We start from the raw sequence: 22,367 nt of genomic DNA, 5'->3' as shown, positions 1-22,367 counted from the left end.
TTCCCGCCATGAGTTTTCGTCCCTTGCCGGCCAAGGCTCCTGCCGCACTGCTGCGCGAGGCGAAGCCGCTCAAAGCCCTGTTCAATCAGGCCCAGCGGATCGATCACCTGCAGCAGTTGCTGGAAAGCCAGCTACAACCTGCCGCCCGGGAACACTGTCACGTGGCATCCTGGCGAGAAGGCTGTCTACTTTTAATCGTCACCGATGGCCACTGGGCCACCCGGCTGCGTTATCAACAGCGGCGCCTGCAAAGGCAGTTGCAGGCGCTCGAAACGTTCGCGACCTTAACGAAAATACTCTTCAAGGTGCAACCTCCTACCGCCGAAAGGCGCGAGCCTCCCCGCCCCTTCGAACTCTCCGACAGCGCCGCTGACAGCATTCAGGAAACCGCCGCCGGGGTCACCGACCCTCGCCTGCGTGAGGCCCTGGAACGCCTGGCGAGCCATCGCCGACGCAGCGATTCGTAAACCTCATCAAGCGGTTATCAGAGCACCTGAGCGCCGCCGGAAAACTGTCACGCCATGCACCGGGCCGGTAGCCGTGGCTACTGCATATGTCGGTAGGCATCTGCAAAAACGATAAAAATACCGCAATAAAAAAAGGCCACCCGAAGGTGGCCTTGAAGATAAAACAAGGAGAGTGTCTTACATCGCCGCAGCTGGGCGCATGTAAGAAATCGGTGCGGTATCGGCGTCTTCGAATGTGACCACTTCCCAAGCCTCCGGCTGTGCGATCAAAGCGCGCAGCAGGCGGTTGTTCAGGCCATGGCCGGATTTGTAGCCGCGGAACTCACCGATAAGGCTGTTGCCGAGCAGATAGAGATCACCAATGGCATCGAGAATCTTGTGCCTGACGAATTCGTCCTCGTAACGCAGGCCGTCTTCGTTGAGCACACCGAATTCGTCCACCACGATGGCGTTGTCCACGCTACCGCCACGGGCCAGATTGTGCGAACGCAGGAATTCGATATCACGCATGAAACCGAACGTGCGGGCACGGCTGACCTCTTTGACGAACGACGTGCTGGAGAAATCCACACTCGCCGTCTTGGTACGGTCATGGAACACCGGGTGATCGAAATCGATCTCGAAGCTCACCTTGAAGCCATCGAACGGAACGAAGGTGGCGCGCTTGTCGCCGTCCGTTACGGTCACTTCACTGATGATGCGGATGAACTTCTTGGGCGCGTCCTGCTCTTGCAGACCAGCCGACTGAATCAGGAAAACAAAGGGCCCAGCGCTGCCATCCATGATCGGCACTTCACAGGCAGAGAGCTCGACGTAGGCGTTATCGATACCCAGGCCAGCCATGGCTGACAGCAGGTGCTCTACCGTATCCACCTTGACATCACCATTGACCAGCGTGGTCGACATGGTGGTCTCACCGACGTTCAGGGCGTGACCGGTGACCTCTACTACAGGATCGAGGTCGGTGCGACGGAACACGATGCCGGTGTCAACCGGAGCCGGCTTCAGGGTCAGGTAAACCTTCTCCCCGGAGTGCAGGCCGATACCCGTGGCGCGGATGATGTTCTTCAGGGTGCGTTGTTTGATCATGGGTCTGGCCGCTATAGCGCTAGGTGCGAATTGTTTTCAACAAAGGCTGGCGATGATAGCAGAACCGACCTTTGCTGAACACCAATCACCCTTATACTCCTGATAGATTTCATCAATCTGCCTGACGGCGCAGGAACGCGGGGATGTCCAGATAATCCAGGTCATCCTGCGGGTTCATCTTCGCCGCAGTGGCAGCGCCACCATGGCTCTGACGCTGTACGGTCGGGCGCTCGTAATCTTTGTAATTGACGCTTTGCTCACTGCGAATCGGCGCAGCGACCGGAGCGCTGGACTGAGCGGCAGCCACCTGAACGGTGTTGTCGACGACCTTGACCGGCTTCTCGATGCGCGCGCCCAGACCGGTGGCAACCACGGTCACGTGCAGCTCGTCGCGCATGTCCGGATCGATCACGGTACCAACCTTGACGGTAGCGTGCTCGGAGGCGAATTGTTCAATGATGTTACCCACGTCGGAGTACTCACCCAGGGACAAGTCAGGACCGGCGGTGATGTTCACCAGGATGCCGCGAGCGCCCTGCAGGTTGACGTCTTCGAGCAGCGGGTTGCGAATGGCCGCTTCGGTCGCTTCACGCGCACGGTTCGGACCGCTGGCGCAGCCAGTGCCCATCATCGCCATGCCCATTTCGCTCATCACGGTCTTCACGTCGGCGAAGTCGACGTTGATCATGCCCGGACGCTTGATGATGTCGGAAATACCACGTACGGCACCGGACAGCACGTCATCGGCCTTGGAGAAGGCGGACAGCAGGCTTGCGTCCTTGCCGAGGATGGTCAGCAGTTTTTCGTTGGGGATGGTGATCAGCGAGTCGACGCTTTCCTGCAGCGCGCGGATGCCTTCATCGGCGATCTGCATGCGCTTGCGGCCTTCGAACGGGAACGGACGCGTCACTACCGCGACGGTCAGGATGCCCATTTCCTTGGCCACTTCGGCGATCACTGGCGCAGCACCGGTACCGGTACCACCGCCCATGCCCGTGGTGATGAATACCATGTCGCAGCCCTGCAGCACTTCGGCGATACGCTCACGGTCTTCCAGAGCGGCCTGACGACCCACTTCCGGATTGGCACCAGCGCCCAGGCCCTTGGTCACGCCAGTGCCCAGTTGCAGGATGGTGCGTGCACCGATGTTCTTCAGTGCCTGAGCATCGGTGTTGGCGCAGATGAATTCGACGCCTTCGATGTTGCTCTTGGCCATGTGATTGACGGCGTTGCCGCCACCACCACCGACACCGATAACCTTGATGACCGCGCTTTGCGGAAGGTTGTCTACGAGTTCAAACATGGTCTCTCTCCTGTATTTTCTAGTTTTTACGCCTACTGCCTGATGACGCCGCACACGCCCGTGCACGCGCCGCCCAACATTAGAAGTTGCCCTGAATCCAGCGTTTGAGCCGTTCCAGTACCGGGGTTTTAGTTTCATCGCCGTAGCTACCGTTGCCGGGCATCGGGATGTCGTCGGACTGCTTGCGCAGGCCGTACATCAACAGGCCAACGCCCGTCGAATAAATAGGATTGCGCACCACGTCGCTGAGCCCCTTGACGCTGTGGGGCACACCGAGGCGTACCGGCATGTGGAAGATTTCTTCGGCCAGCTCGACCGCCCCTTCCATCTTCGCGGTACCACCGGTGAGTACGATGCCTGCCGGGATCAGATCTTCGTAGCCGCTGCGACGCAGTTCGGCCTGAATCAGGGTGAACAGCTCGTCGTAACGCGGCTCGACCACTTCAGCCAGCGACTGGCGCGACAGGTCGCGCGGCGGGCGATCGCCTACGCTCGGCACCTTGATGGTCTCGCCAGCGCCAGCCAACTTGGCCAGGGCGCAGGCATAACGGATCTTGATCTCTTCGGCGTACTGAGTCGGGGTACGCAGGGCCATGGCGATATCGTTGGTGACCTGATCGCCAGCGATCGGGATCACCGCGGTATGCCGAATCGCGCCTTCGGTGAAGATGCAGATATCAGTGGTGCCACCGCCGATGTCGACCAGGCAAACGCCCAGTTCCTTCTCGTCGTCGGTCAGCACCGCATAAGCGGATGCGAGCTGTTCGAGGATGATGTCATCGACTTCCAGGCCGCACCGGCGCACGCACTTCTCGATGTTCTGCGCCGCGTTCACCGCACAGGTCACCACGTGTACCTTGGCTTCCAGGCGCACACCGGACATACCCAGCGGCTCACGAACGCCTTCCTGGTTATCGATCACGTAATCCTGCGGCAGGGTGTGCAGAACACGCTGATCAGCGGGAATGGCAACGGCCTGAGCGGCGTCGAGCACGCGCTCCAGGTCGGCATTGCTGACCTCCCGGTCACGGATGGCGACGATGCCGTGGCTGTTGAGGCTGCGAATGTGATTGCCGGCGACGCCGACGAAGGCCGAATGGATGCGGCAACCCGCCATTAGCTGGGCTTCTTCGACCGCGCGCTGGATCGAGGCCACCGTGGACTCGATATTGACCACCACGCCCTTCTTCAGGCCGCGCGATGGGTGAGTACCGATGCCGACGATTTCCAGCTGACCATCAGCGGTCACCTCACCCACCAGCGCCACCACTTTGGAGGTGCCGATGTCGAGGCCGACGATCATCTTGCCGCTCTGCACGTTTGCCATGACTCTTGCCTTCTCTCCTGATTCACTGCACCGCAGCGGTTTCGGCCGCTACGGGTGCCGGCGGCTCGTGCCACGCAACGGCGAGGCCGTTGGCGTAGCGCAGATCGATCCGCGCGATGTTGTCTTTCTGATCCTTCAGCGCCTTGCTATAGATGGCGCCGAAACGACGTATTTTTTCCACCAGATGGTCGCGTCCCAGCAGCACTTCGATCCCCTGCCCGGTGGACAGGAACCAGCTGCCGCGCTCACGCAACTCCAGGCGTGCCACGGTGAATCCCATTGGTCGCAGCATCTGGCTCAACACCTGATACTGCTGCATGACTTGTTGCTGGGCCCGTTTCGGGCCGTACAGCTGTGGCAGATTCTCGTAATGCGCCAGTTCTTTCGGCGCGAATGCCTGCCCCTGGTTGTTGAGCAGCGCTTCGTCACCCCAACGGGCGATCGGCAGTTGCTCTTCCAGACGCACCATCACCTGATCGGGCCATACGCGACGTACTTCGGCGTGGGCGATCCACGGCATCTGCTCCAGTTCGTGACGCATACCGACAAGGTCGACACTGAAGAAGCTCGCGCTGACAAAAGGTTCAATGCGTTGTTGCACCGATTGCTGGCTGATGTAGCTCAGATCGCCTTCCACGCTGATCTTGGCGATCGGCCGATCCGCGTAAGGCAGCAGGCGAAGTGACAACTCATAAGCGCCGAAACCCAGCACCAGCAACAGCACCGGCCAGGTGATGCGCTTGAACAGACTGAAATTGGGTCGTGGCAAACGCAGGCTGATCGGCTCCTTCGCCACCAGACGGCTGGCGCCGCGCGGCACGGCCTTGCCGCGCATGGGCGCTCGGGCGGTACCTGGCTGATGACGCAAGACGGCGCTCATGATTACCCCCGGGCCTCGACACTGTCGGCAAGGATCGCCAACACCAGTTGCTGGAAGTCCAGACCGGCAGCCTGCGCGGCCATCGGCACCAGGCTGTGGTCGGTCATGCCTGGCACGGTATTGACTTCGAGCAGCCAGAAGCGCCCTTCGGCGTCCTGCATCACGTCGGCGCGAGCCCACCCCTGAGTGCCCACGGCCTCACAGGCCCTGGCGGTCAGCGCCTTGAGTTCGGCCTCCCTGTCGGCATCCAGACCGCAGGGAACGCGGTACTGGGTGTCATTGGCCAGGTACTTGGCATCGTAGTCGTAGAAGCTGTGCGACGTGCCCAGCGCGATGGGCGGCAACACTTCGCCGCGCAACATGGCGATGGTGAATTCGGGGCCGTGGATCCACTGCTCGACCAGCACCTGGCTGTCGTAGACGGCAGCGTCCTGCCAGGCAGCGATCAGCGCCTCGACATCGGCGACCTTGGCCATGCCGATGCTGGAACCCTCGTGGGCCGGTTTGACGATCAGCGGGAAACCCAGCTCGGCAGCCGCACGGCGGCAATCCTCGGCACTGGCCAGTACCGCATGACGCGGCGTGGAAAGACCGAGGCTCTGCCATACCTGCTTGGTGCGCAGCTTGTCCATGGCCAGTGCCGAGGCCAGGATGCCACTGCCGGTGTAGGGAATACCGGCGCATTCGAGCAGGCCCTGCATGCTGCCGTCTTCACCACCACGGCCGTGCAGCACGATGAAGGCACGGTCGATCTTCTCGTTGAGCAGGCGCTCGAGGACGTCATCCCCCACGTCGATGCCGAAGGCATCCACGCCCGCACTCTGCAGCGCGGACAACACGGCATTGCCGGACTTCAGCGAGACTTCGCGCTCAGCGCTCTTGCCGCCGAACAGCACGGCCACTCGGCCGAACGCCGCGACCGGCAGTTGAGATTTCAGAGTATCGGCACTCATTTCCATTGACCTTGCACGCTGAACAGCGGGCTTTGCAGCAGTTGTGGGGCAACCCCGCCAATGTCGCCGGCACCCTGGCAAAGCAGGATGTCGCCGGCACGCAGCAGCGGCTTGATCAGCGGCGCCAGCTCGGCGCCACGTTCGACATAAATGGGATCCAGCTGACCGCGTTGGCGGATGCTGTGACACAGCTGACGGCTGTCGGCACCCGGAATCGGCTCTTCGCCAGCCGGATAGACTTCCATCAACAGCAGCACGTTGGCATCGGCCAGCACTTGAACGAAATCGTCGTACAGGTCACGGGTACGGCTGAAACGGTGCGGCTGGTAGACCATCACCAGACGGCGCTCTGGCCAACCGCCGCGTACGGCCTTGATCACTGCCGCGACTTCGCGCGGGTGATGGCCATAATCGTCGACCAGCATCACTTGACCGCCTTCGACCGGCAGCTCGCCATAGACCTGGAAGCGGCGACCGACACCCTGGAACTGCGACAGCCCCTGCACGATGGCTTCGTCACTGATGCCTTCATCAGTGGCGATACAGATGGTCGCCAAAGCGTTGAGCACGTTGTGATTGCCGGGCATGTTCACCGACACGTCGAGCGGCTCGCAGTCCGGACGCAGCACCGTGAAGAAGGTCTGCATGCCCTGCTGACGCACGTTGATGGCACGCACGTCGGCGTCTTCGCTGAAACCGTAGGTCACGGTCGGGCGGCCCACCTGGGAGAGAATCTCGCGAACCACCGGATCATCCACGCAGACCACGGCCAGGCCGTAAAACGGCAGGTTGTGGAGGAACTCGATGAAGGTCTTCTTCAGTTTGTTGAAGTCGCCCTCATAGGTGCTCATGTGGTCCATGTCGATGTTGGTGACCACCGAGACCATGGGCTGCAGATGCAGGAAGCTGGCATCGCTCTCGTCTGCTTCGGCGATCAGGTAGCGGCTGGTGCCGAGCTGCGCATTGGTGCCGGCGGCGTTCAGACGACCACCGATCACGAAGGTTGGGTCCAGGCCACCGGCAGCGAACACCGAAGCCAGCAGGCTGGTGGTGGTGGTCTTGCCATGGGTACCGGCCACGGCGATACCGTGACGGTAGCGCATCAGCTCGGCGAGCATTTCGGCACGCGGCACCACCGGAATGCGCCGCTCGAGAGCGGTAGCGACTTCCGGGTTGGAGGTGTTGATGGCACTGGAAACCACCAGCACGTCGGCATTCTCGGCGTTCTCGGCACGGTGACCGATGAAGATGTGGGCACCGAAGTTTTCCAGGCGCTCGGTGACCGACGAGGTTTTCAGGTCGGAGCCGGAAACTTCGTAACCGAGGTTGAGCAGTACTTCAGCGATGCCGCACATACCAGCGCCGCCGATGCCGACGAAATGAATACGGCGGATACGGCGCATGCGCCGCACTTCTGCCTTGACCGCTGCGGGAGACTTAGCCACGGGCCACCTCCAGGCAAACATCGACAACGCTACGAGTGGCATCGGGCTTGGCCAGGCGACGTGCCGTACTGGCCATTTCTTTGAGTCGTTCGGGGTGCATCAAGACCTCGGTCAGCTGCGCTGCCAGATCGGCAGCGTCAGTGGAGCGTTGGGGCAGAAGGACGGCGGCACCATCCTTCGCGAGATAGCTGGCATTGCGCGTCTGGTGGTCGTCGATCGCGTGGGGCAACGGCACCAGGAAAGCCGGCAGACCGGCAGCAGCCAGTTCACTGACGGTCAGCGCGCCGGAGCGGCAAACCACCAGATCGGCCCATGCATAGGCGCGGGCCATGTCGCTGATGAACGGCGCGACTTGCGCTTCGACGCCCACAGCGGTGTAACGTTCGCCAGTCACCGTGGCGTGCTGCTTGCCCGCCTGATGGAACACTTCCGGCCGCAGTTCGGCAGATACCCGCGCCAGCGCCTCCGGCAGCAATTTGTTGAGTGGCTCGGCGCCCAGGCTGCCGCCCAGAATCAGCAGACGCGGGCGACGACCGGTCAGGGAATCGCGGGGCGTTTCCAGGAACAGCTCCTCGCGCACCGGGTTGCCGGTGGTACGACGCTTGTCCGATGCCGCGAAGGTGTCGGGGAAAGCCTCGCAGACCCGGCTGGCGAATGCCACCAGGCTGCGATTGGCGGTACCAGCCACTGCATTCTGCTCGTGAATGATCAGTGGCACGCCAGCCAGCCGCGCGGCCAGGCCGCCAGGGCCGGTCACGTAACCACCCATGCCGAGCACACAGACCGGCTGCAGCTCACGCACCACCTTGCGAGCCTGGAACAATGCCTTGAGCAGTTGCAGCGGTGCCTTGAGCAGCGACAGCTTGCCCTTGCCGCGCAGCCCGCTGACGTTGATCAGGTGCAGCGGCAGACCGGCAGCCGGCACCAGCTCGTTCTCGATACCACGCGGCGTGCCCAGCCAGTGCACGCGGTAACCGCGCGCCTGGAATTCGCGGGCGCAGGCCAGGGCCGGGAACACATGCCCCCCGGTGCCGCCCGCCATGATCAGCACGTTACCGGACATGCTGCGCCTCCTTGCCGATGGCGGGCTCGGGGAAATCCGATTCGTCGAATTCGACGTCTTCGTTACCCAGCTGATTGCGCGTCTCCCACTCGATGCGCAGCAGCAGTGCCAGGCTGACGCAGCAGATCACCAGAGAGCTGCCGCCGTAGCTGAGGAATGGCAGGGTCAGGCCCTTGGTGGGCAACAGGCCGATGTTCACACCGATGTTGATCAGGAACTGACCAATCCACAGGAAAGCCAGACCGAAGGCCACATAGGCGGAGAAGAACTGCTTGGCGCGCTCCGCCCACAGACCGATGTACAAGGCCCGTACGCTGACGAACACGAACAGGCCGACGGTCGCCAGCGCACCGACCAGGCCAAGCTCCTCGGCCAGTACGGAGAACACGAAGTCGGTGTGCGCTTCCGGCAGGTAGAACTGTTTCTGGATGCTGTTGCCCAGCCCAACGCCCAGCCATTCGCCTCGACCGAAGGCGATCAGTGCCTGGGTCAGCTGGTAGCCGGAACCATATTGGTCGGCCCAGGGGTCGGTGAAGGTGATCAGACGCTGCAGGCGATACTCCTGGGTCTGCACCAGCACGAACACCGCGCCCACTGCCAGAGCCACCATCAGGCCGAAGCGCAACAGGCCGACGCCACCGAGGAACAGCATGGCCATTGCCGAGCCCATCATGACCACGGTGGCACCGAAGTCCGGCTCCAGCAGCAGCAGGAAGGCCATCGGCAGCAATACCACGAACGGTTTGAAGAAACCGGCCCAACTCTCGCGCACCTCTTCCTGGCGACGTACCAGATAACCGGCGAGATAGAGCACCACGAAAACCTTGGCGATCTCCGAGGGCTGAATGTTGAAGGCACCGAAGCCGATCCAGCGTCGTGCGCCGTTGACTTCGCGGCCGATGCCGGGAACCAGCACCATCACCAGCAGGGCGATGGCGATCAGCAGCAACAACCAGCTGTGCCGCTGCCAGGTGGCCAGCGGCACCATCAGCACCACGCCAGCAGCACCGAGGCCGATCACCAGATACACCAGGTGGCGGATCATGTAGTACAGCGGGCTACCCGTGTTGACCGCCGCCACTTCGGTAGAAGCCGAGGAGATCATCACCAGCCCCAGGCCGAGCAACGCCAGGCAGCCGGCGAGCATGGGGAAGTCCATGTCCAGGCCACGGCGGCTGAACAGCGGGGACGGATAAGGGCGCAGGAAGGACAGCATCAGACGAGCGCCTCCACGGCCTGGGCGAACAGGCGCCCGCGTTCTTCGAAGTTCTTGAACATGTCGAGGCTCGCGCAGGCTGGCGACAGCAGTACCGCGTCACCACTCTGGGCGATGGCCGCAGCCTGCTCGACCGCCGCCTGCAAGGTATCGACACGAACGATGTCCACCGCGCCCTCGAGCACCGCCGCCAAACGCTCGGCATCACGGCCGAGCAGCACCACGGCGCGGCAATGGGCCGCTACCGGCTTGCGCAGGCTGGAGAAGTCGGCGCCCTTGCCGTCGCCACCGGCGATCAGCACCAGCTTGCCGGCGATGTCATCGCCCAGACCTTCGATGGCCGCCAGAGCGGCACCCACGTTGGTGGCCTTGGAATCGTCGTAATAGCTCACGCCCGCGCGCTCACCGACCCACTGGCAGCGGTGCGGCAGGCCGGTGAAGCCCTTGAGGGTATCGAGCATGACCGCCATCGGAAGGCCCACGGCGTGCCCGAGCGCCAGCGCCGCCAGGGCATTGGACTGGTTGTGGGCACCACGCACTTTCAGCTCGCGCACTGGCAGCAAGGCTTCGAACTGATAGGCCAGCGTCTTCTCGCCGTTTTCCTCGAGCAGGCCGAAACGCTTGAAGTCCGGCTTGCCGAGACCGAAGCTCCAGCACGGCACCTGATCGGCGATCATCGGCCGCGACAGCGGGTCGTCACGGTTCACCACCACCTGGCGCGCGCCGCGGAACACGCGGTGCTTGGCCAGGTGATAGGCAGGCAGATCGGCGTAGCGATCCATGTGATCTTCGCTGACATTCAGGCAGGTAGCCACTTCAGCGTTGAGCAATTCTGTGGTTTCCAGCTGGAAGCTGGACAGCTCGATGACATACAGCTCGACGTCGTCGTCGAGCAGGTCCAGCGCTGGTGTGCCGAGGTTGCCGCCCACGGCGACCTTGCGGCCGGCCGCTGCCGCCATCTCGCCGACCAGGGTGGTCACGGTACTCTTCGCGTTGGAGCCGGTGATGGCGATGATCGGCGCCTTGGCGGCGCGGGCGAACAGATCGATGTCACCGGACAACTTGGCGCCACGCTTGGCCGCCTCCTGCAACGCCGGTGTGGCCACGGCCAGACCGGGGCTGATCAGCAGTTCGCTGGCACGACCGAGGAACTCCGCGTCCAGCTCGCCACAACGCACCTCGACCTGCGGGAACTGCTCACGCAAGGTGCTCAGCTCCGGCGGATTGGCACGGGTATCGACCACGGCAAAGCGCACGCCCTGGCGCGCAAGGTAGCGCACCAGGGACATGCCGCTCTTGCCGAGGCCGACAACGATGCGGAATTGGTCGGAAGCGATCAGGCTCATGCTGTCCTCAACGCAGTTTCAAAGTAGCGAGGCCGATCAACACCAGAATGACGGTGATGATCCAGAAACGAACGATGACCCGTGGTTCGGGCCAACCCTTCAACTCGAAATGGTGGTGAATCGGTGCCATGCGGAACACGCGCTTGCCGGTCAGCTTGAAGCTGGCGACCTGGATGATCACCGACAGGGTTTCCATGACGAATACGCCGCCCATGATGAACAGCACGATTTCCTGACGCACGATCACGGCGATGGTGCCCAGTGCAGCGCCCAGCGCCAGCGCACCCACGTCGCCCATGAACACCTGCGCCGGGTAGGTGTTGAACCACAGGAAGCCCAGGCCGGCGCCAATCAGCGCACCGCAGAACACGATCAGCTCACCCGCCCCCGGCACATAGGGAATCAGCAGGTACTCGGAGAAATTCACGTTGCCCGACAGGTAGCAGAAGATGCCCAGGGCGCCACCGACCATGACGGTTGGCAGAATGGCCAGGCCATCGAGGCCATCGGTCAGGTTCACCGCGTTGCTGGAGCCGACGATGACGAAGTAGGTCAGGATCACGAAACCGATGCCCAGCGGGATGCTGACATCCTTGAGCAACGGCACGATCAGGGTGGTCTCGATCGGCGTCTGCGCAGTCATATAAAGGAAGGTCGCCGCGCCCAGGCCGAACACCGACTGCCAGAAGTACTTCCAGCGGCTAGGCAGACCCCGGGAATTCTTTTCGATCACCTTGCGGTAGTCGTCGACCCAACCGATGGCGCCGAACAGCAGGGTAACGATCAGCACCACCCACACGTAACGGTTGCTCAGGTCAGCCCACAGCAGGGTGCTGACGGCGATCGCCGAGAGGATCAGCGCACCGCCCATGGTCGGCGTGCCTTTCTTCGACAGGTGCGACTGCGGGCCGTCGTTGCGCACGGCCTGACCGATCTGCCGAATCTGCAGGGTACGGATCATCCAGGGGCCCAGGAACAGCGACAGTGTCAGCGCCGTGAGCACGCCGAGAATCCCGCGCAGCGTCAGGTACTGAAAGACCGCGAAGCCCTTGTGGAACTGTTGCAGATACTCTGCCAGCAGCAGCAGCATTTAGTGACTCTCCCCGCTATCGCCACACAGCGCGACCACGACGTTTTCCATCGCGGCGCTGCGTGAACCTTTAATTAGAATGGTGCTGTCGCCGGGCTCGGCGCGGACCGCAGCGATCAAGGCGGCCTGGTCGGCGAAATGCCGAGCTTGGCTACCGAAAGCCTGAACGGCGTGTTTCATCTGCGGCCCGACCGCGTACAGAACGTCCGCCTTGCCGATCGCGTATTCGCCGACTTCGCGGTGGCCCTGCTCCGACCAGGCACCCAACTCGCCGATATCCCCCAGCACCAGCGCCTTGCGGCCGGAAAAGCCGGCGAGGATGTCGATGGCGGCGCAGATCGAGGCGGGGTTGGCGTTGTAGGTATCGTCGATCACCCGGGCACCGTTCTGCGCCAGTTGCGCCACGGCCCGGCCCTTGACCGGCAACAGGCTCTCGAGACCGTTCTTGATGGCCATCAGCGGCACCGACAGGGCATGGGCGGCCGCTGCAGCGGCCAGCGCATTGGCGACGTTGTGCTCACCCAGCAGGTTCAGTTGCACGCGGGCCTGGCCGTCGTGGCAATACAGGCTGAAGGACGGGCAACCGCGCGGATCGCGACTCAGCTCGCTGGCATGGAAATCGGCGCTGGCGTCGCGCAGGGCGAAGCTCAGCACGCGACGACCGGCAGCGCGCTTGACCCAGCGCTCGAAGGCCACGTCATCGCGATTGAGCACGGCCACGCCACCTTCGGCCAACCCTTCGAGGATCTCGCCCTTGGCCAGCACGATGTTCTCCGGCCCGCCGAACTCGCCCACGTGAGCGCTGCCGGCATTGGTGATGATCGCTACCTGGGGCTGAGTCAGGCCGACGGTGTAGGCGATCTCGCCGATACCGGAAGCGCCGAGTTCGATCACGGCACCCTTGTGCTCGGGCGCCAGCTCCAGCAGCGTCAATGGCACGCCGAGTTGGTTGTTCAGGTTGCCACGGGTGGCCAGCACGGTGCCGCCCAGATCCATGAAGGCAGCGCGCAGGATGCTGGCGAGCATTTCCTTGACCGTGGTCTTGCCACTGGAGCCGGTCACGGCCGCCAACGGGCCACCGTATGCCTGGCGATTCAAGGCAGCCAGCTGACCGAGGGCCAGGGCCGTATCGCCGACTACCAACTGTGGCAAACCGGCATCCGGCACTTCCCGCTCGACCAGCGCCGCCACAGCGCCCTTGGCAGCGACCTGCGCCAGGTAGTCATGACCGTCGAAACGCGGGCCGCTCAGGGCGATGAACAATTGGCCGGGCACGATACTGCGGCTATCGGTGCTGACGGCATCGAAAGCGCGATCTTCGCCAACCAGGCGACCGTTCAATGGCCCGGCCACTTCACTCAAACGCAGCGCCTTAAGCATGTGCCGCCTCCCATGCCGCGAGTGTGCGAGCAGCTTCCTGCAAATCGGAGAACGGCTGACGCACGCCGTCGATTTCCTGGTAATCCTCGTGGCCCTTGCCAGCCAGCACCACCACGTCGCCCACCGCGGCTTCGCCGATCAGCTCAGCGATGGCACGGCCACGGCCATGGACGAAACGCACCTGATCCGCGCTGCGCAGACCGGCACGGATATCCTCGAAAATCTGCTCGGGCGCCTCGCTGCGCGGATTGTCGTCGGTGACCAGCGTGGCATCGGCCAGGCGCTCGACGACTTCGGCCATCAGCGGACGCTTGCCACGATCACGATCCCCGCCACAGCCGAACAGGCACAGCAGACGACCGGTGACATGCGGGCGCAGCGCACTCAGTACTTTTTCCAGGGCGTCCGGGGTGTGGGCGTAATCGACCACCACCAGCGGTGCCTGCTGGCCACCCAGGCGCTGCATGCGCCCCACCGGCCCTTGCAGACGTGGCAGGGCCTTGAGAATCTCGTCCAGCGGGTAGTCCATGGCCACCAGCGCACCGACCACCGCCAGCAGGTTGCTGAGGTTGAAGCGCCCCAACAGCGAGCTGCGCAGGCTGCCTTCGCCCCGTGGCGTGACCAATGTGGCGCGCACGCCCTGATCATCGAAATGAATGTCACGGCAGAACAGGTAGGCGCTTTCGTTTTCCAGGCTGTAACCGATCAGTCGCGACTCGCGCTCGTCCTCGGCCAGTTTGCGGCCTGTGGCGTCGTCCAGATTGATCACCCGGGCGCGCAGGCTCGGCCATGCGAACAGGGCCGACTTGGCCGCCTGATAGGCTTCCATCGAGCCGTGATAGTCCAGGTGATCGCGCGACAGGTTGGTGAACACTGCCACGTCGAAGTCCAGCGCGGCGACACGGCCCTGATGCAGACCGTGGGACGATACTTCCATGGCGATCGCCCGGGCACCGTTCTTCTTCAGCCCGGCCAGGGTCGCCTGCACGCCGATAGGATCGGGCGTGGTGTGCAACCCCTGAGCCAGAGCACCATAAAATCCGTTGCCGAGGGTGCCGACGATGCCGCAGGGCTCGCCGAGCAGATCCAGCGCCTGGGCCAGCAACTGGCTGACACTGGTCTTGCCGTTGGTGCCAGTGATACCGACCATGTGCAGGCCACGGCTCGGCTCGCCATAGAAGCGCCCGGCAATCGCCGACAACTGCCCTGCCAGCCCCTTGATAGCGACCAGTTCGGCGCTCTCCGCGGTCATTGGCAGCGAACCATCGATTTCGTAGGCAACCGCAGCGGCACCACGGGAAATCGCGTCGGCAATGTGCACGCGACCATCCTGACGAGTGCCGGGAACGGCCAGGAACAAATCGCCCGGGCGCACCTGACGGCTGTCCAGCGTCAGTTCACGAATCAGTACGCCGCTGCTTGCCTGAGGCAACAACTGGTTCAATGGCATGGGCATCAGCCGCGCCCTCCATTGTTGGTCGCCGTCGGCGCTTCGGCTTTCGCCGCTGCAGTCTCGGGCAGATTGTCCGGGGTGATGTTCATCAGGCGCAGGCCACCGGCCATGACGCGGCTGAATACCGGCGCCGATACCAGGCCGCCGTAGTAGCCGCTCTTGCTCGGCTCGTCGATGACCACGGCGATGGCGATACGCGGGTTGCTGGCCGGAGCGAAGCCGGCGAACAGCGAACGGTAGGCATTGGCCTGATAGCCCTTGGTACCGGAAGCGGTCTTGCGCGCGGTACCACTCTTGCCAGCCACGTGGTAACCCGGCACCTGGGCACGGAATACACCACCTGGTGCCTCGATCACTTGTTGCAGCATGCCCTGCATGGTGTGGGCGACGTCTTCCGGGATCACTTGCACGCTGTCGCGCACACGATCGGTACGGGTCAGCGACATCGGCACACTGCGCCCGCTGTTGCCCAGTACGGCGTAGGCATGGGCCAGTTGCACCGCGGTAACCGAGAGGCCATAGCCATAGGACAGCGTCGCGGTCTCGGCCTTGCGCCACTCGCGGTGGTTGGGCAGGTTACCGACGCGCTCCCCCGGGAAGCTCAGGCCGGTGTCCTGGCCGAGGCCGACCTGCTGCATGACGTCATAAATGGCAGCGCCGCCGATATCGAAGGCGACCTTGCTCATGCCGACGTTACTGGACTTGATGAGAATGCCCGTCAGGTCGAGCACGCCTTCCGGCGCACGGGAGACGTCCTTGATGGTGTAACGACCGATCTGCAGCGTACCGCCCTGCACATCGACCTTGTCGGTAGGCTTCCAGCGCCCGGTCTCCAGAGCAGCACTCATGGAGAACGGCTTCATGGTGGAGCCTGGCTCGAACACATCGATCATTGCCCGGTTGCGCATGGCAGCCGGCTGAAGATTGCGGCGGTTGTTCGGGTTGTAGGTCGGCTGGTTGACCATGGCGAGGATTTCGCCGGTCTTCACGTCGACCATCACCAGGCTGCCGGCCTTGGCACCGAATTCGACCAGCGCGTTGCGCAGTTCGCGGTGAGCCAGATATTGCAGACGCAGATCGATGGAAAGCGCCAGGGCCTTGCCGGCCTTGGCGTTCTGAGTCACCTGCACGTCGCGAATCAGGCGACCACGCCTGTCCTTGAGCACCTGCCGCTTGCCGGGCACGCCAGCCAGCCAGTCCTCGAACGCCAGCTCGACGCCTTCGCGACCGCGGTCATCGATGTCGGTGAAGCCGACCATGTGGGCGGTCACTTCCCCGGCCGGGTAGAAGCGGCGGAACTCTTCGATCGGGTAAACGCCCGGCACCTTGAGGTCGAGCACACGCTGCCCCTGCTCCGGGGTCAGACCACGGACCAGGTACATGAACTCGCGTTCGGCGTTGGCCTGCAGACGCGTGGCGAAAGCATTCGGCTCCTGGCCGAGCGCAGCCGCGAGCACCGGCCACTGAGCCTTGCCGGCCTGCAGTTCCTTGCCATTGGCCCACAGCGTGGTGACCGGTGTACTGACAGCCAGTGGCTCGCCATTGCGGTCGGTGATCAGCCCGCGGTGCGCGGGAATCGGAATGTGCCGAACACTGCGCGCATCGCCATGGGCCTTGAGGAAGTCGTGGTCGAATACGTGCAGTTCGAAGATACGCGCAGCGATCGCTGCGACCATCACTGCCATCAGCAGCATGACCAGGCGGAAGCGCCACGGGTAGAGAGCCCCCTCGAGCTTCATCATGGCGCCACCATGCGTACTTCGGCAGCGTCGGGGATGCGCATCTTCAGCTGTTCGCTGGCCAGGGTCTCGATACGGTTGTGAGCGGTCCAGGTGCTTTGCTCGAGAATCAGCCGCCCCCACTCGGCCTGCGCCTTGTCGCGCACACTGAGTTCGGCGTACAGGCCATTGAGCAACTGACGGTTCCAGTGCGCGCTGTAGGACACCGCCAGCGCGGAACCGAGCACGGCAACGAAGAGCACCAGCATCAGCAGGCTGCCCTTGGGGAAACGCTTGGCGAGCACGCCGCTCATCGCAGCTTCTCCGCAACGCGCATCACGGCGCTGCGCGAGCGAGGGTTGGCCTTGAGCTCGGCCTCGGAAGCGAACTGCGGCTTGCCGATCAGCTTCAGGCGCGGCTCGAAGGCCTTGGGGATGATCGGCAGGTCGCGGGGCAACTTGTCCATCTCGCCCTTGGCGTGCTTGCGCATGAACAGTTTGACGATGCGGTCTTCCAGAGAGTGGAAGCTGATCACCACCAGACGACCACCGACCTCCAGGCTTTCCAGCGCAGCGTCGAGGCCACGCTCCAGGTCACCCAGCTCGTTATTGACGTGAATGCGCAGGCCCTGAAAAGCCCGGGTAGCCGGATTCTTGCCCTTTTCCCAGGCGGGGTTGGCGACAGTCAGTACCTGAGCCAGATCGCCGGTGCGCTCGAAGGGCTGCTCGGCACGACGCTCCACCACGGCACGAGCCATGCGCTTGGCGAAACGCTCTTCGCCATACTCTTTGAAGACCCGCGCGATTTCGTCGGCATCTGCAGTGGCAATGAACTGCGCAGCACTGACGCCGCGCGTCGGGTCCATGCGCATGTCCAGCGGGCCGTCATTGAGGAAACTGAAGCCGCGCTCGGCGTCGTCCAACTGCGGGGACGACACCCCCAGATCCAGCAGCACGCCACTGACGCGGCCACCGAGGTCGCGGACAGCGAGCTCGTCGGCAAGTTCCGCAAAGCTGCGCTGCACAACGACAAAGCGGCCGTCTTCGGCCGCCAGCGTATTTCCAGTCGCGATTGCGAGGGGATCCTTGTCGAATCCCAGCAAGCGACCGCCTGGTCCGATCCGATCAAGAATCAGCCGGCTGTGCCCCCCCCGCCCGAAGGTACCGTCCACATAGCAGCCATCCGCGCGCAACGAGAGGCCGTCTACGGCCTCCTCGAGCAACACGGTAATATGGCGGAAGGTACTGGTCATGATCACAGAATCAGGTCACGTAAGTCATCGGAAAGAGCACCCGGTTGCTTGATGGCGGCCAGATCGGCGTCTGCCACGGCATTCCAGGAATCCTCATCCCACAGTTGAAATTTATTTAGCTGCCCCACCAACATCGCGCGCTTATCCAGCTTGGCGTACTCGCGCAAACGCGGCGGAACCAGAAAACGACCACTACCGTCCAGCTCGAGGTCGACGGCATTACCAATCAGCAAACGCTGCAGGCGGCGGTTTTCCTCACGGAAGGACGCCAGCTCACGCAGCTTGTTCTCGATGATTTCCCACTCCGGCAGCGGGTAGACACACAGGCAGGGATCGATGGCATCAATGGTAACGATGAGCTGGCCAGCCGAACGCGACACGAGCTCGTCCCGATACCGGCTAGGCATCGCGAGTCGCCCTTTGGCGTCGAGACTTATGGCGTTAGCTCCGCGAAACACTGCTGCGTTTCCCCTTAATTAGCCATCTGCATCCAAAAAAACCCACTTCATGCCACTTTTCACCACCGGGGCACACTATAGGAACGCGCATACCCCACCGTCAAGGCGCGCCAGAACGGAAAAGTCCTTATAGAACGGAGATTTAGCGGTTAAAGGAGGGAGTGGGACTGAGCTCTCGGAGCGAGAGTCGGGGTAAAAACAAAGACATACAGACGCCTACCCCACAAACTTAAAGTAGTTTGTTAAGAGTAAGATCTTTTCGGTATTAGAAACGAGAGGATGGAGCGTAAAGCGAAAGGAGGTGGAGAGTCGATCTATAAGCCGGGTTCTGTCGAGGACAGTCATTCCTCTACGACGGACATCACTGTACGTCTTTAGCAACCTACCCGGTTCCAGCGCGGGCCACGCCAATGGAACCCTATTTGGTCTTGCTCCGAGTGGGGTTTGCCTAGCCACGGACTGTTACCAGCCGTGCGGTGCGCTCTTACCGCACCTTTTCACCCTTACCGGCGCCGAAGCGCTTAGGCGGTTATTTTCTGTGGCACTTTCCGTAGGCTCACGCCCCCCAGGCATTACCTGGCACTCCGCCCTATGGAGCCCGGACTTTCCTCCCCCACACTTCGCGAACGAAGCACGGCAGCGACTGTCCGATCGACTCTCCGCCGACTAGGGTAACCGCAGGGATACGCTGAGAACAAGTTCAAACGTCCTGCTGACGCTCTAACGCGGCCTGATAAAGCAGGTTCTTGCGCACCCCGGTGATCTGCGCGGCCAGTGCCGCCGCACGCTTGAGCGGCAACTCGGCGAGCAGCAGATCGAGCACGCGCAGCGCTTCGACACTGACCGCGGCCTCCTCTTCGGGCGCCTGCCAGCCCGCCACCAGCACCACGCACTCGCCACGCTGCTGATTGGCATCTGCCGCCACCCATTCGCACAACTGATCGAGTGGCAACCCCTGCAGGGTTTCGAAGGTCTTGGTCAGCTCACGCGCCAACAGCGCCTGGCGCTCGCCACCGAACACGTCGCGCATGTCCTGCAGGCATTCGAGAATGCGGTGCGGCGCTTCATAGAAGATCAGCGTGCGCGGCTCTTCGCGCACCAGCTCCAGACGGGTACGCCGCCCCACGCTCTTGGCGGGCAGAAAACCTTCGAAGACGAAACGATCGGAAGGCAACCCGGCAGCGGACAAGGCGGCGATCAACGCGCAAGCGCCCGGCACCGGCACCACGCGAATACCCGCAGCACGCGCCTGCCGCACCAGGTGATAACCGGGATCGGAGATCAGTGGCGTGCCGGCATCGGAAATCAATGCGACATCCTCGCCCGCCCGCAGACGCTCGAGAAAGCGGCTGCCCTCGTCACGCTCGTTGTGCTCGTGGCAGGCAGCCAGCTGCGTGCCGATACCGAAGTGCTGCATCAGGCGCGCGGAATGCCGGGTATCCTCGGCGGCGATCAGCGCAACACCGTTCAGCACCTTGAGCGCCCGCGTGCTGAGGTCATCGAGATTGCCGATAGGCGTCGCCACCACGAACAAGGTGCCCGTGGTGGAACGGGGAGCTTCACTAGCAGTCACGGCGGCGCCTCATCTAATCGGAAAGCGCGCATTGTAACGCGTGCGACAAACGAGGGGTTCGCGACAGGCGATACCGCTGTCTGCGCACCCGTTAACACCTTCGAGATCGCGCCGGCGGCGTGCCTTGGGTACAATTGCGCGTTCATTTGCTCAAGAACCGGAATCGCTTACATGATCGCCTGCCTGCGTCCGCTCTCTGCACTCTGCCTTGCCGGCTTGCTCGTTGCCTGCAGCAGCTCGCCCACCTCCAACCTCGGCGAACTGCCTCGCACACCTCAAGCCAGCCTCGAGCAGATGCTCCAGCAGGCCGGTACCAGCCAGAGCGAAGAGGCGCAATTGCTGCGCCTCACCGCCGCCGACCTGGCCTACAAGCAAGGCAACGCCGAGCGCGCCAGCGGTATTCTCGCCCAGGTCGACCTGCAGACCCTGAAGCCGGCCCAGCAGATCTTCGCCAGCACGCTCGCTGCCGAACTGGCCCTGACCCGCAACGATGCCAAGGCGGCGCTCAGTGCCCTCGCCCATCCCAGCCTCGAGCGCCTCGGTGAACTGCCGGTCGAGCAGCAGACACGCACGCAGTTGACCCGCGCCAACGCACTCGAGAAGGACGGCCAGATTCTTGCTGCAGCTCGCGAGCGCGTATTCATCGCGCCGCTGCTCAGCGGCGACGAGGCACAGCGCAACCAGGATCGAATCTGGAGCCTGGTCTCCAGCCTGCCGGCCGAGCCGGCGCCCAGCGCTGACGATGCCGATCTGGCGGGCTGGCTGTCGTTGGCGCAGGTGGCCAAGACAGTCGGCACCCTGCAACAACAGCAAGGCGCCATCGATAACTGGCTGGCTCAACACCCCAACCACCCCGCCGCCCAGCAACTGCCGAAGGCCCTGGCCGACCTGCAGGCGCTGTCCAGCCAGCCGCTGGAGAAGATCGCCCTGCTGCTGCCTCAGGAAGGCCAACTGGCATCCGTGGCCCGCGCCCTGCGTGACGGCTTCCTCGCCGCCCATTACCAGGCCCAGCAAAGCGGCGAGAAGCAGCCGCAAATCCAGCTGTACGACAGCGCCCGTTTGACCTCCCTGGATGATTTCTACCGCCAGGCGCAGGCCGATGGCGTGCAACTGGTGGTCGGCCCGCTCGAGAAGAACCTGGTGACCCAACTGGGCAATCGCGAGCAACTGCCGATCACCACCCTGGCCCTCAACTACAGCGAAGCCAGCGCGGAAAGCCCGGATCAACTGTTCCAGTTCGGCCTGGCAGCCGAAGACGAAGCCCGTGAAGTCGCCCGCCGCGCCTGGGCCGATGGCAAGCGCAGCGCCGTGGCACTGGTCCCCAAAGGTGACTGGGGCGACCGCGTCCTGGCCGCGTTCCAGCAGAGCTGGCAGGCCGCTGGCGGCACCTTTCTCGGCGCCGAACACATCGACCAGCCGGTGGACATGGCCCGGCAGATCGCCAACCTGTTCCAGCTCAGCGGCAGCGGCTCGACTTCCGGCGCCGCGCCCAGCCGCCGCCAGGATGTCGACTTCATCTTCCTTGCCGCCACCCCGCAACAGGCTCAGCAGATCAAACCGACCCTGGCCTACCAGTACGCTGGCGAAGTACCGGTCTATGCCACTTCGCACCTGTTCAACGGCAGCATGAACGCCGCCCAGTACCGCGACCTCGACGGCATTCGCTTCTGCGAAACACCCTGGCTGTTGGACGCCAACGACCCACTGCGCCAGCAGGTCAATAATCAGTGGCCGCAGGCTGGTGGCAGCATGGGCCGCTTGTACGCCATGGGCGTCGACGCCTTCCGCCTGGCGCCGCGCCTGGGCCAGCTCAAGGCTCTGCCGGACAGCCGTGTCGATGGCCTCTCCGGCAGCCTGAGCCTCAACCCGGCGCAGCGGGTCGAGCGCCAACTGCCCTGGGCGGAAATCCGTGGCGGGCAAATCCAGCGCCTGCCCGACACACCGCTTTGAGCGACGACCCACGACATGCCAGCGGGCGGGCGGCTGAAGCCCTCGCCCGCGAGCATCTCGAAACTCACGGCTTGCAGCCCATTGCCCAGAACTGGCGGGGGCAGCGTGGCGAACTCGATCTGGTCATGCTCGACGGCGATACAGTAGTATTCGCCGAAGTGCGCTACCGCAAGCACAGCGCCTGGGGCGGTGCGATCGAGAGTGTCGACAGGCGCAAGCGCGACAAGCTGATCGCCACGGCCACACAGTTTCTGCAGCAAGAGAAGCGCTGGGCCAAACATCCTTGTCGTTTCGATGTCATAGCCATAGGCCATGGCAAACCCGCACCACTGGAGTGGATCAGGAACGCCTTCGACAGCTGAGCCCCGGCTTGCTGCGACAGCTCCGGTTCACCGCCAATTTTC

Annotated in this window: 20 protein-coding genes and 1 other RNA gene; 3 read left to right on the top strand and 18 right to left on the bottom strand. The window is 63.3% G+C overall.

Annotated features, from left to right (window positions below):
- Positions 1–8 precede the first annotated feature (8 nt).
- Positions 9–467 (top strand): DciA family protein, encoded by a 459-nt coding sequence (locus QRN22_RS21945; protein ID WP_042554924.1) that lies wholly within the window; start codon positions 9–11, stop codon positions 465–467.
- A 177-nt stretch (positions 468–644) separates the two neighbouring features.
- Here the strand turns inward: QRN22_RS21945 and lpxC are convergent, their stop codons facing one another.
- The 18 genes from lpxC to rsmI form a co-directional block, all read right to left on the bottom strand.
- Positions 645–1,556 carry a UDP-3-O-acyl-N-acetylglucosamine deacetylase gene (lpxC, locus tag QRN22_RS21940; protein WP_042554923.1) on the bottom strand — a complete coding sequence of 304 codons (912 nt, stop codon included), beginning with the start codon at positions 1,554–1,556 and terminating at the stop codon, positions 645–647.
- Positions 1,557–1,668: 112 nt separating this feature from the next.
- The gene (gene ftsZ, locus QRN22_RS21935; RefSeq protein WP_042554922.1) at positions 1,669–2,859 is read right to left on the bottom strand and encodes a cell division protein FtsZ; all 1,191 of its coding nucleotides are present in this window, start codon (positions 2,857–2,859) and stop codon (positions 1,669–1,671) included.
- A 79-nt stretch (positions 2,860–2,938) separates the two neighbouring features.
- Positions 2,939–4,186 (bottom strand): cell division protein FtsA, encoded by a 1,248-nt coding sequence (gene ftsA / locus QRN22_RS21930; RefSeq protein WP_042554921.1) that lies wholly within the window; start codon positions 4,184–4,186, stop codon positions 2,939–2,941.
- A gap of 22 nt (positions 4,187–4,208) precedes the next feature.
- Entirely contained in the window at positions 4,209–5,069 is an 861-nt protein-coding gene (locus QRN22_RS21925) for a cell division protein FtsQ/DivIB (protein ID WP_156152743.1), read from the bottom strand.
- A complete protein-coding gene (locus QRN22_RS21920) occupies positions 5,069–6,025 on the bottom strand; it encodes a D-alanine--D-alanine ligase (RefSeq protein WP_197077034.1) in 957 nt (318 codons plus the stop codon). Before QRN22_RS21920 ends, QRN22_RS21925 begins: the two co-directional genes overlap by 1 nt.
- The gene (gene murC / locus QRN22_RS21915) at positions 6,016–7,422 is read right to left on the bottom strand and encodes a UDP-N-acetylmuramate--L-alanine ligase (protein WP_042554918.1); all 1,407 of its coding nucleotides are present in this window, start codon (positions 7,420–7,422) and stop codon (positions 6,016–6,018) included. The genes QRN22_RS21920 and murC overlap by 10 nt, the downstream gene beginning before the upstream one ends.
- 34 nt (positions 7,423–7,456) lie before the next feature.
- Positions 7,457–8,527 carry an undecaprenyldiphospho-muramoylpentapeptide beta-N-acetylglucosaminyltransferase gene (murG, locus tag QRN22_RS21910; RefSeq protein WP_042554917.1) on the bottom strand — a complete coding sequence of 357 codons (1,071 nt, stop codon included), beginning with the start codon at positions 8,525–8,527 and terminating at the stop codon, positions 7,457–7,459.
- The gene (ftsW, locus tag QRN22_RS21905; RefSeq protein ID WP_042554916.1) at positions 8,517–9,743 is read right to left on the bottom strand and encodes a putative lipid II flippase FtsW; all 1,227 of its coding nucleotides are present in this window, start codon (positions 9,741–9,743) and stop codon (positions 8,517–8,519) included. The genes murG and ftsW overlap by 11 nt, the downstream gene beginning before the upstream one ends.
- On the bottom strand, positions 9,743–11,089 hold the full coding sequence (gene murD, locus QRN22_RS21900) for a UDP-N-acetylmuramoyl-L-alanine--D-glutamate ligase (protein WP_042554915.1): 1,347 nt from the start codon (positions 11,087–11,089) through the stop codon (positions 9,743–9,745). The genes ftsW and murD overlap by 1 nt, the downstream gene beginning before the upstream one ends.
- Positions 11,090–11,096: 7 nt before the next feature.
- Complete coding sequence (gene mraY, locus QRN22_RS21895; RefSeq protein WP_042554914.1) at positions 11,097–12,179, bottom strand: phospho-N-acetylmuramoyl-pentapeptide-transferase; 1,083 nt, start codon at positions 12,177–12,179, stop codon at positions 11,097–11,099.
- Positions 12,180–13,559, bottom strand: a complete 1,380-nt coding sequence (locus QRN22_RS21890) for a UDP-N-acetylmuramoyl-tripeptide--D-alanyl-D-alanine ligase (RefSeq protein ID WP_042554913.1) — start codon at positions 13,557–13,559, stop codon at positions 12,180–12,182.
- Entirely contained in the window at positions 13,552–15,015 is a 1,464-nt protein-coding gene (locus QRN22_RS21885; RefSeq protein ID WP_042554912.1) for a UDP-N-acetylmuramoyl-L-alanyl-D-glutamate--2,6-diaminopimelate ligase, read from the bottom strand. Before QRN22_RS21885 ends, QRN22_RS21890 begins: the two co-directional genes overlap by 8 nt.
- Positions 15,015–16,751, bottom strand: coding sequence for a peptidoglycan D,D-transpeptidase FtsI family protein (locus QRN22_RS21880; RefSeq protein ID WP_179540169.1), 1,737 nt, complete (start codon positions 16,749–16,751; stop codon positions 15,015–15,017). The genes QRN22_RS21885 and QRN22_RS21880 overlap by 1 nt, the downstream gene beginning before the upstream one ends.
- Positions 16,751–17,044, bottom strand: a complete 294-nt coding sequence (ftsL, locus tag QRN22_RS21875) for a cell division protein FtsL (RefSeq protein WP_042554910.1) — start codon at positions 17,042–17,044, stop codon at positions 16,751–16,753. Before ftsL ends, QRN22_RS21880 begins: the two co-directional genes overlap by 1 nt.
- Positions 17,041–17,982, bottom strand: coding sequence for a 16S rRNA (cytosine(1402)-N(4))-methyltransferase RsmH (rsmH, locus tag QRN22_RS21870; protein ID WP_042554909.1), 942 nt, complete (start codon positions 17,980–17,982; stop codon positions 17,041–17,043). The genes ftsL and rsmH overlap by 4 nt, the downstream gene beginning before the upstream one ends.
- Positions 17,983–17,984: 2 nt before the next feature.
- Positions 17,985–18,440: a division/cell wall cluster transcriptional repressor MraZ gene (gene mraZ / locus QRN22_RS21865; RefSeq protein ID WP_013792660.1), complete on the bottom strand. Its 456-nt coding sequence runs from the start codon at positions 18,438–18,440 to the stop codon at positions 17,985–17,987.
- A 301-nt stretch (positions 18,441–18,741) separates the two neighbouring features.
- Positions 18,742–19,099: RNase P RNA component class A (gene rnpB / locus QRN22_RS21860), an RNA gene on the bottom strand.
- 41 nt (positions 19,100–19,140) lie between these two features.
- Positions 19,141–20,013, bottom strand: a complete 873-nt coding sequence (rsmI, locus tag QRN22_RS21855) for a 16S rRNA (cytidine(1402)-2'-O)-methyltransferase (protein ID WP_042554908.1) — start codon at positions 20,011–20,013, stop codon at positions 19,141–19,143.
- 171 nt (positions 20,014–20,184) lie between these two features.
- Here rsmI and QRN22_RS21850 point away from each other — a divergent pair, with 171 nt between their 5' ends.
- Together QRN22_RS21850 and QRN22_RS21845 are read left to right on the top strand one after the other, a co-directional pair.
- Positions 20,185–21,963 carry a penicillin-binding protein activator gene (locus QRN22_RS21850; RefSeq protein ID WP_042554907.1) on the top strand — a complete coding sequence of 593 codons (1,779 nt, stop codon included), beginning with the start codon at positions 20,185–20,187 and terminating at the stop codon, positions 21,961–21,963.
- On the top strand, positions 21,960–22,325 hold the full coding sequence (locus QRN22_RS21845) for a YraN family protein (RefSeq protein ID WP_042554906.1): 366 nt from the start codon (positions 21,960–21,962) through the stop codon (positions 22,323–22,325). The genes QRN22_RS21850 and QRN22_RS21845 overlap by 4 nt, the downstream gene beginning before the upstream one ends.
- Positions 22,326–22,367 lie beyond the last annotated feature (42 nt).

The organism is Pseudomonas sp. MEJ086 (assembly GCF_030209025.1).
Classification (GTDB): Bacteria; Pseudomonadota; Gammaproteobacteria; order Pseudomonadales; family Pseudomonadaceae; genus Aquipseudomonas; species Aquipseudomonas fulva_A.
The sequence above is the reverse complement of the archived record's forward strand: the minus strand, read 5'-3'. Positions and strand labels throughout refer to the sequence as shown.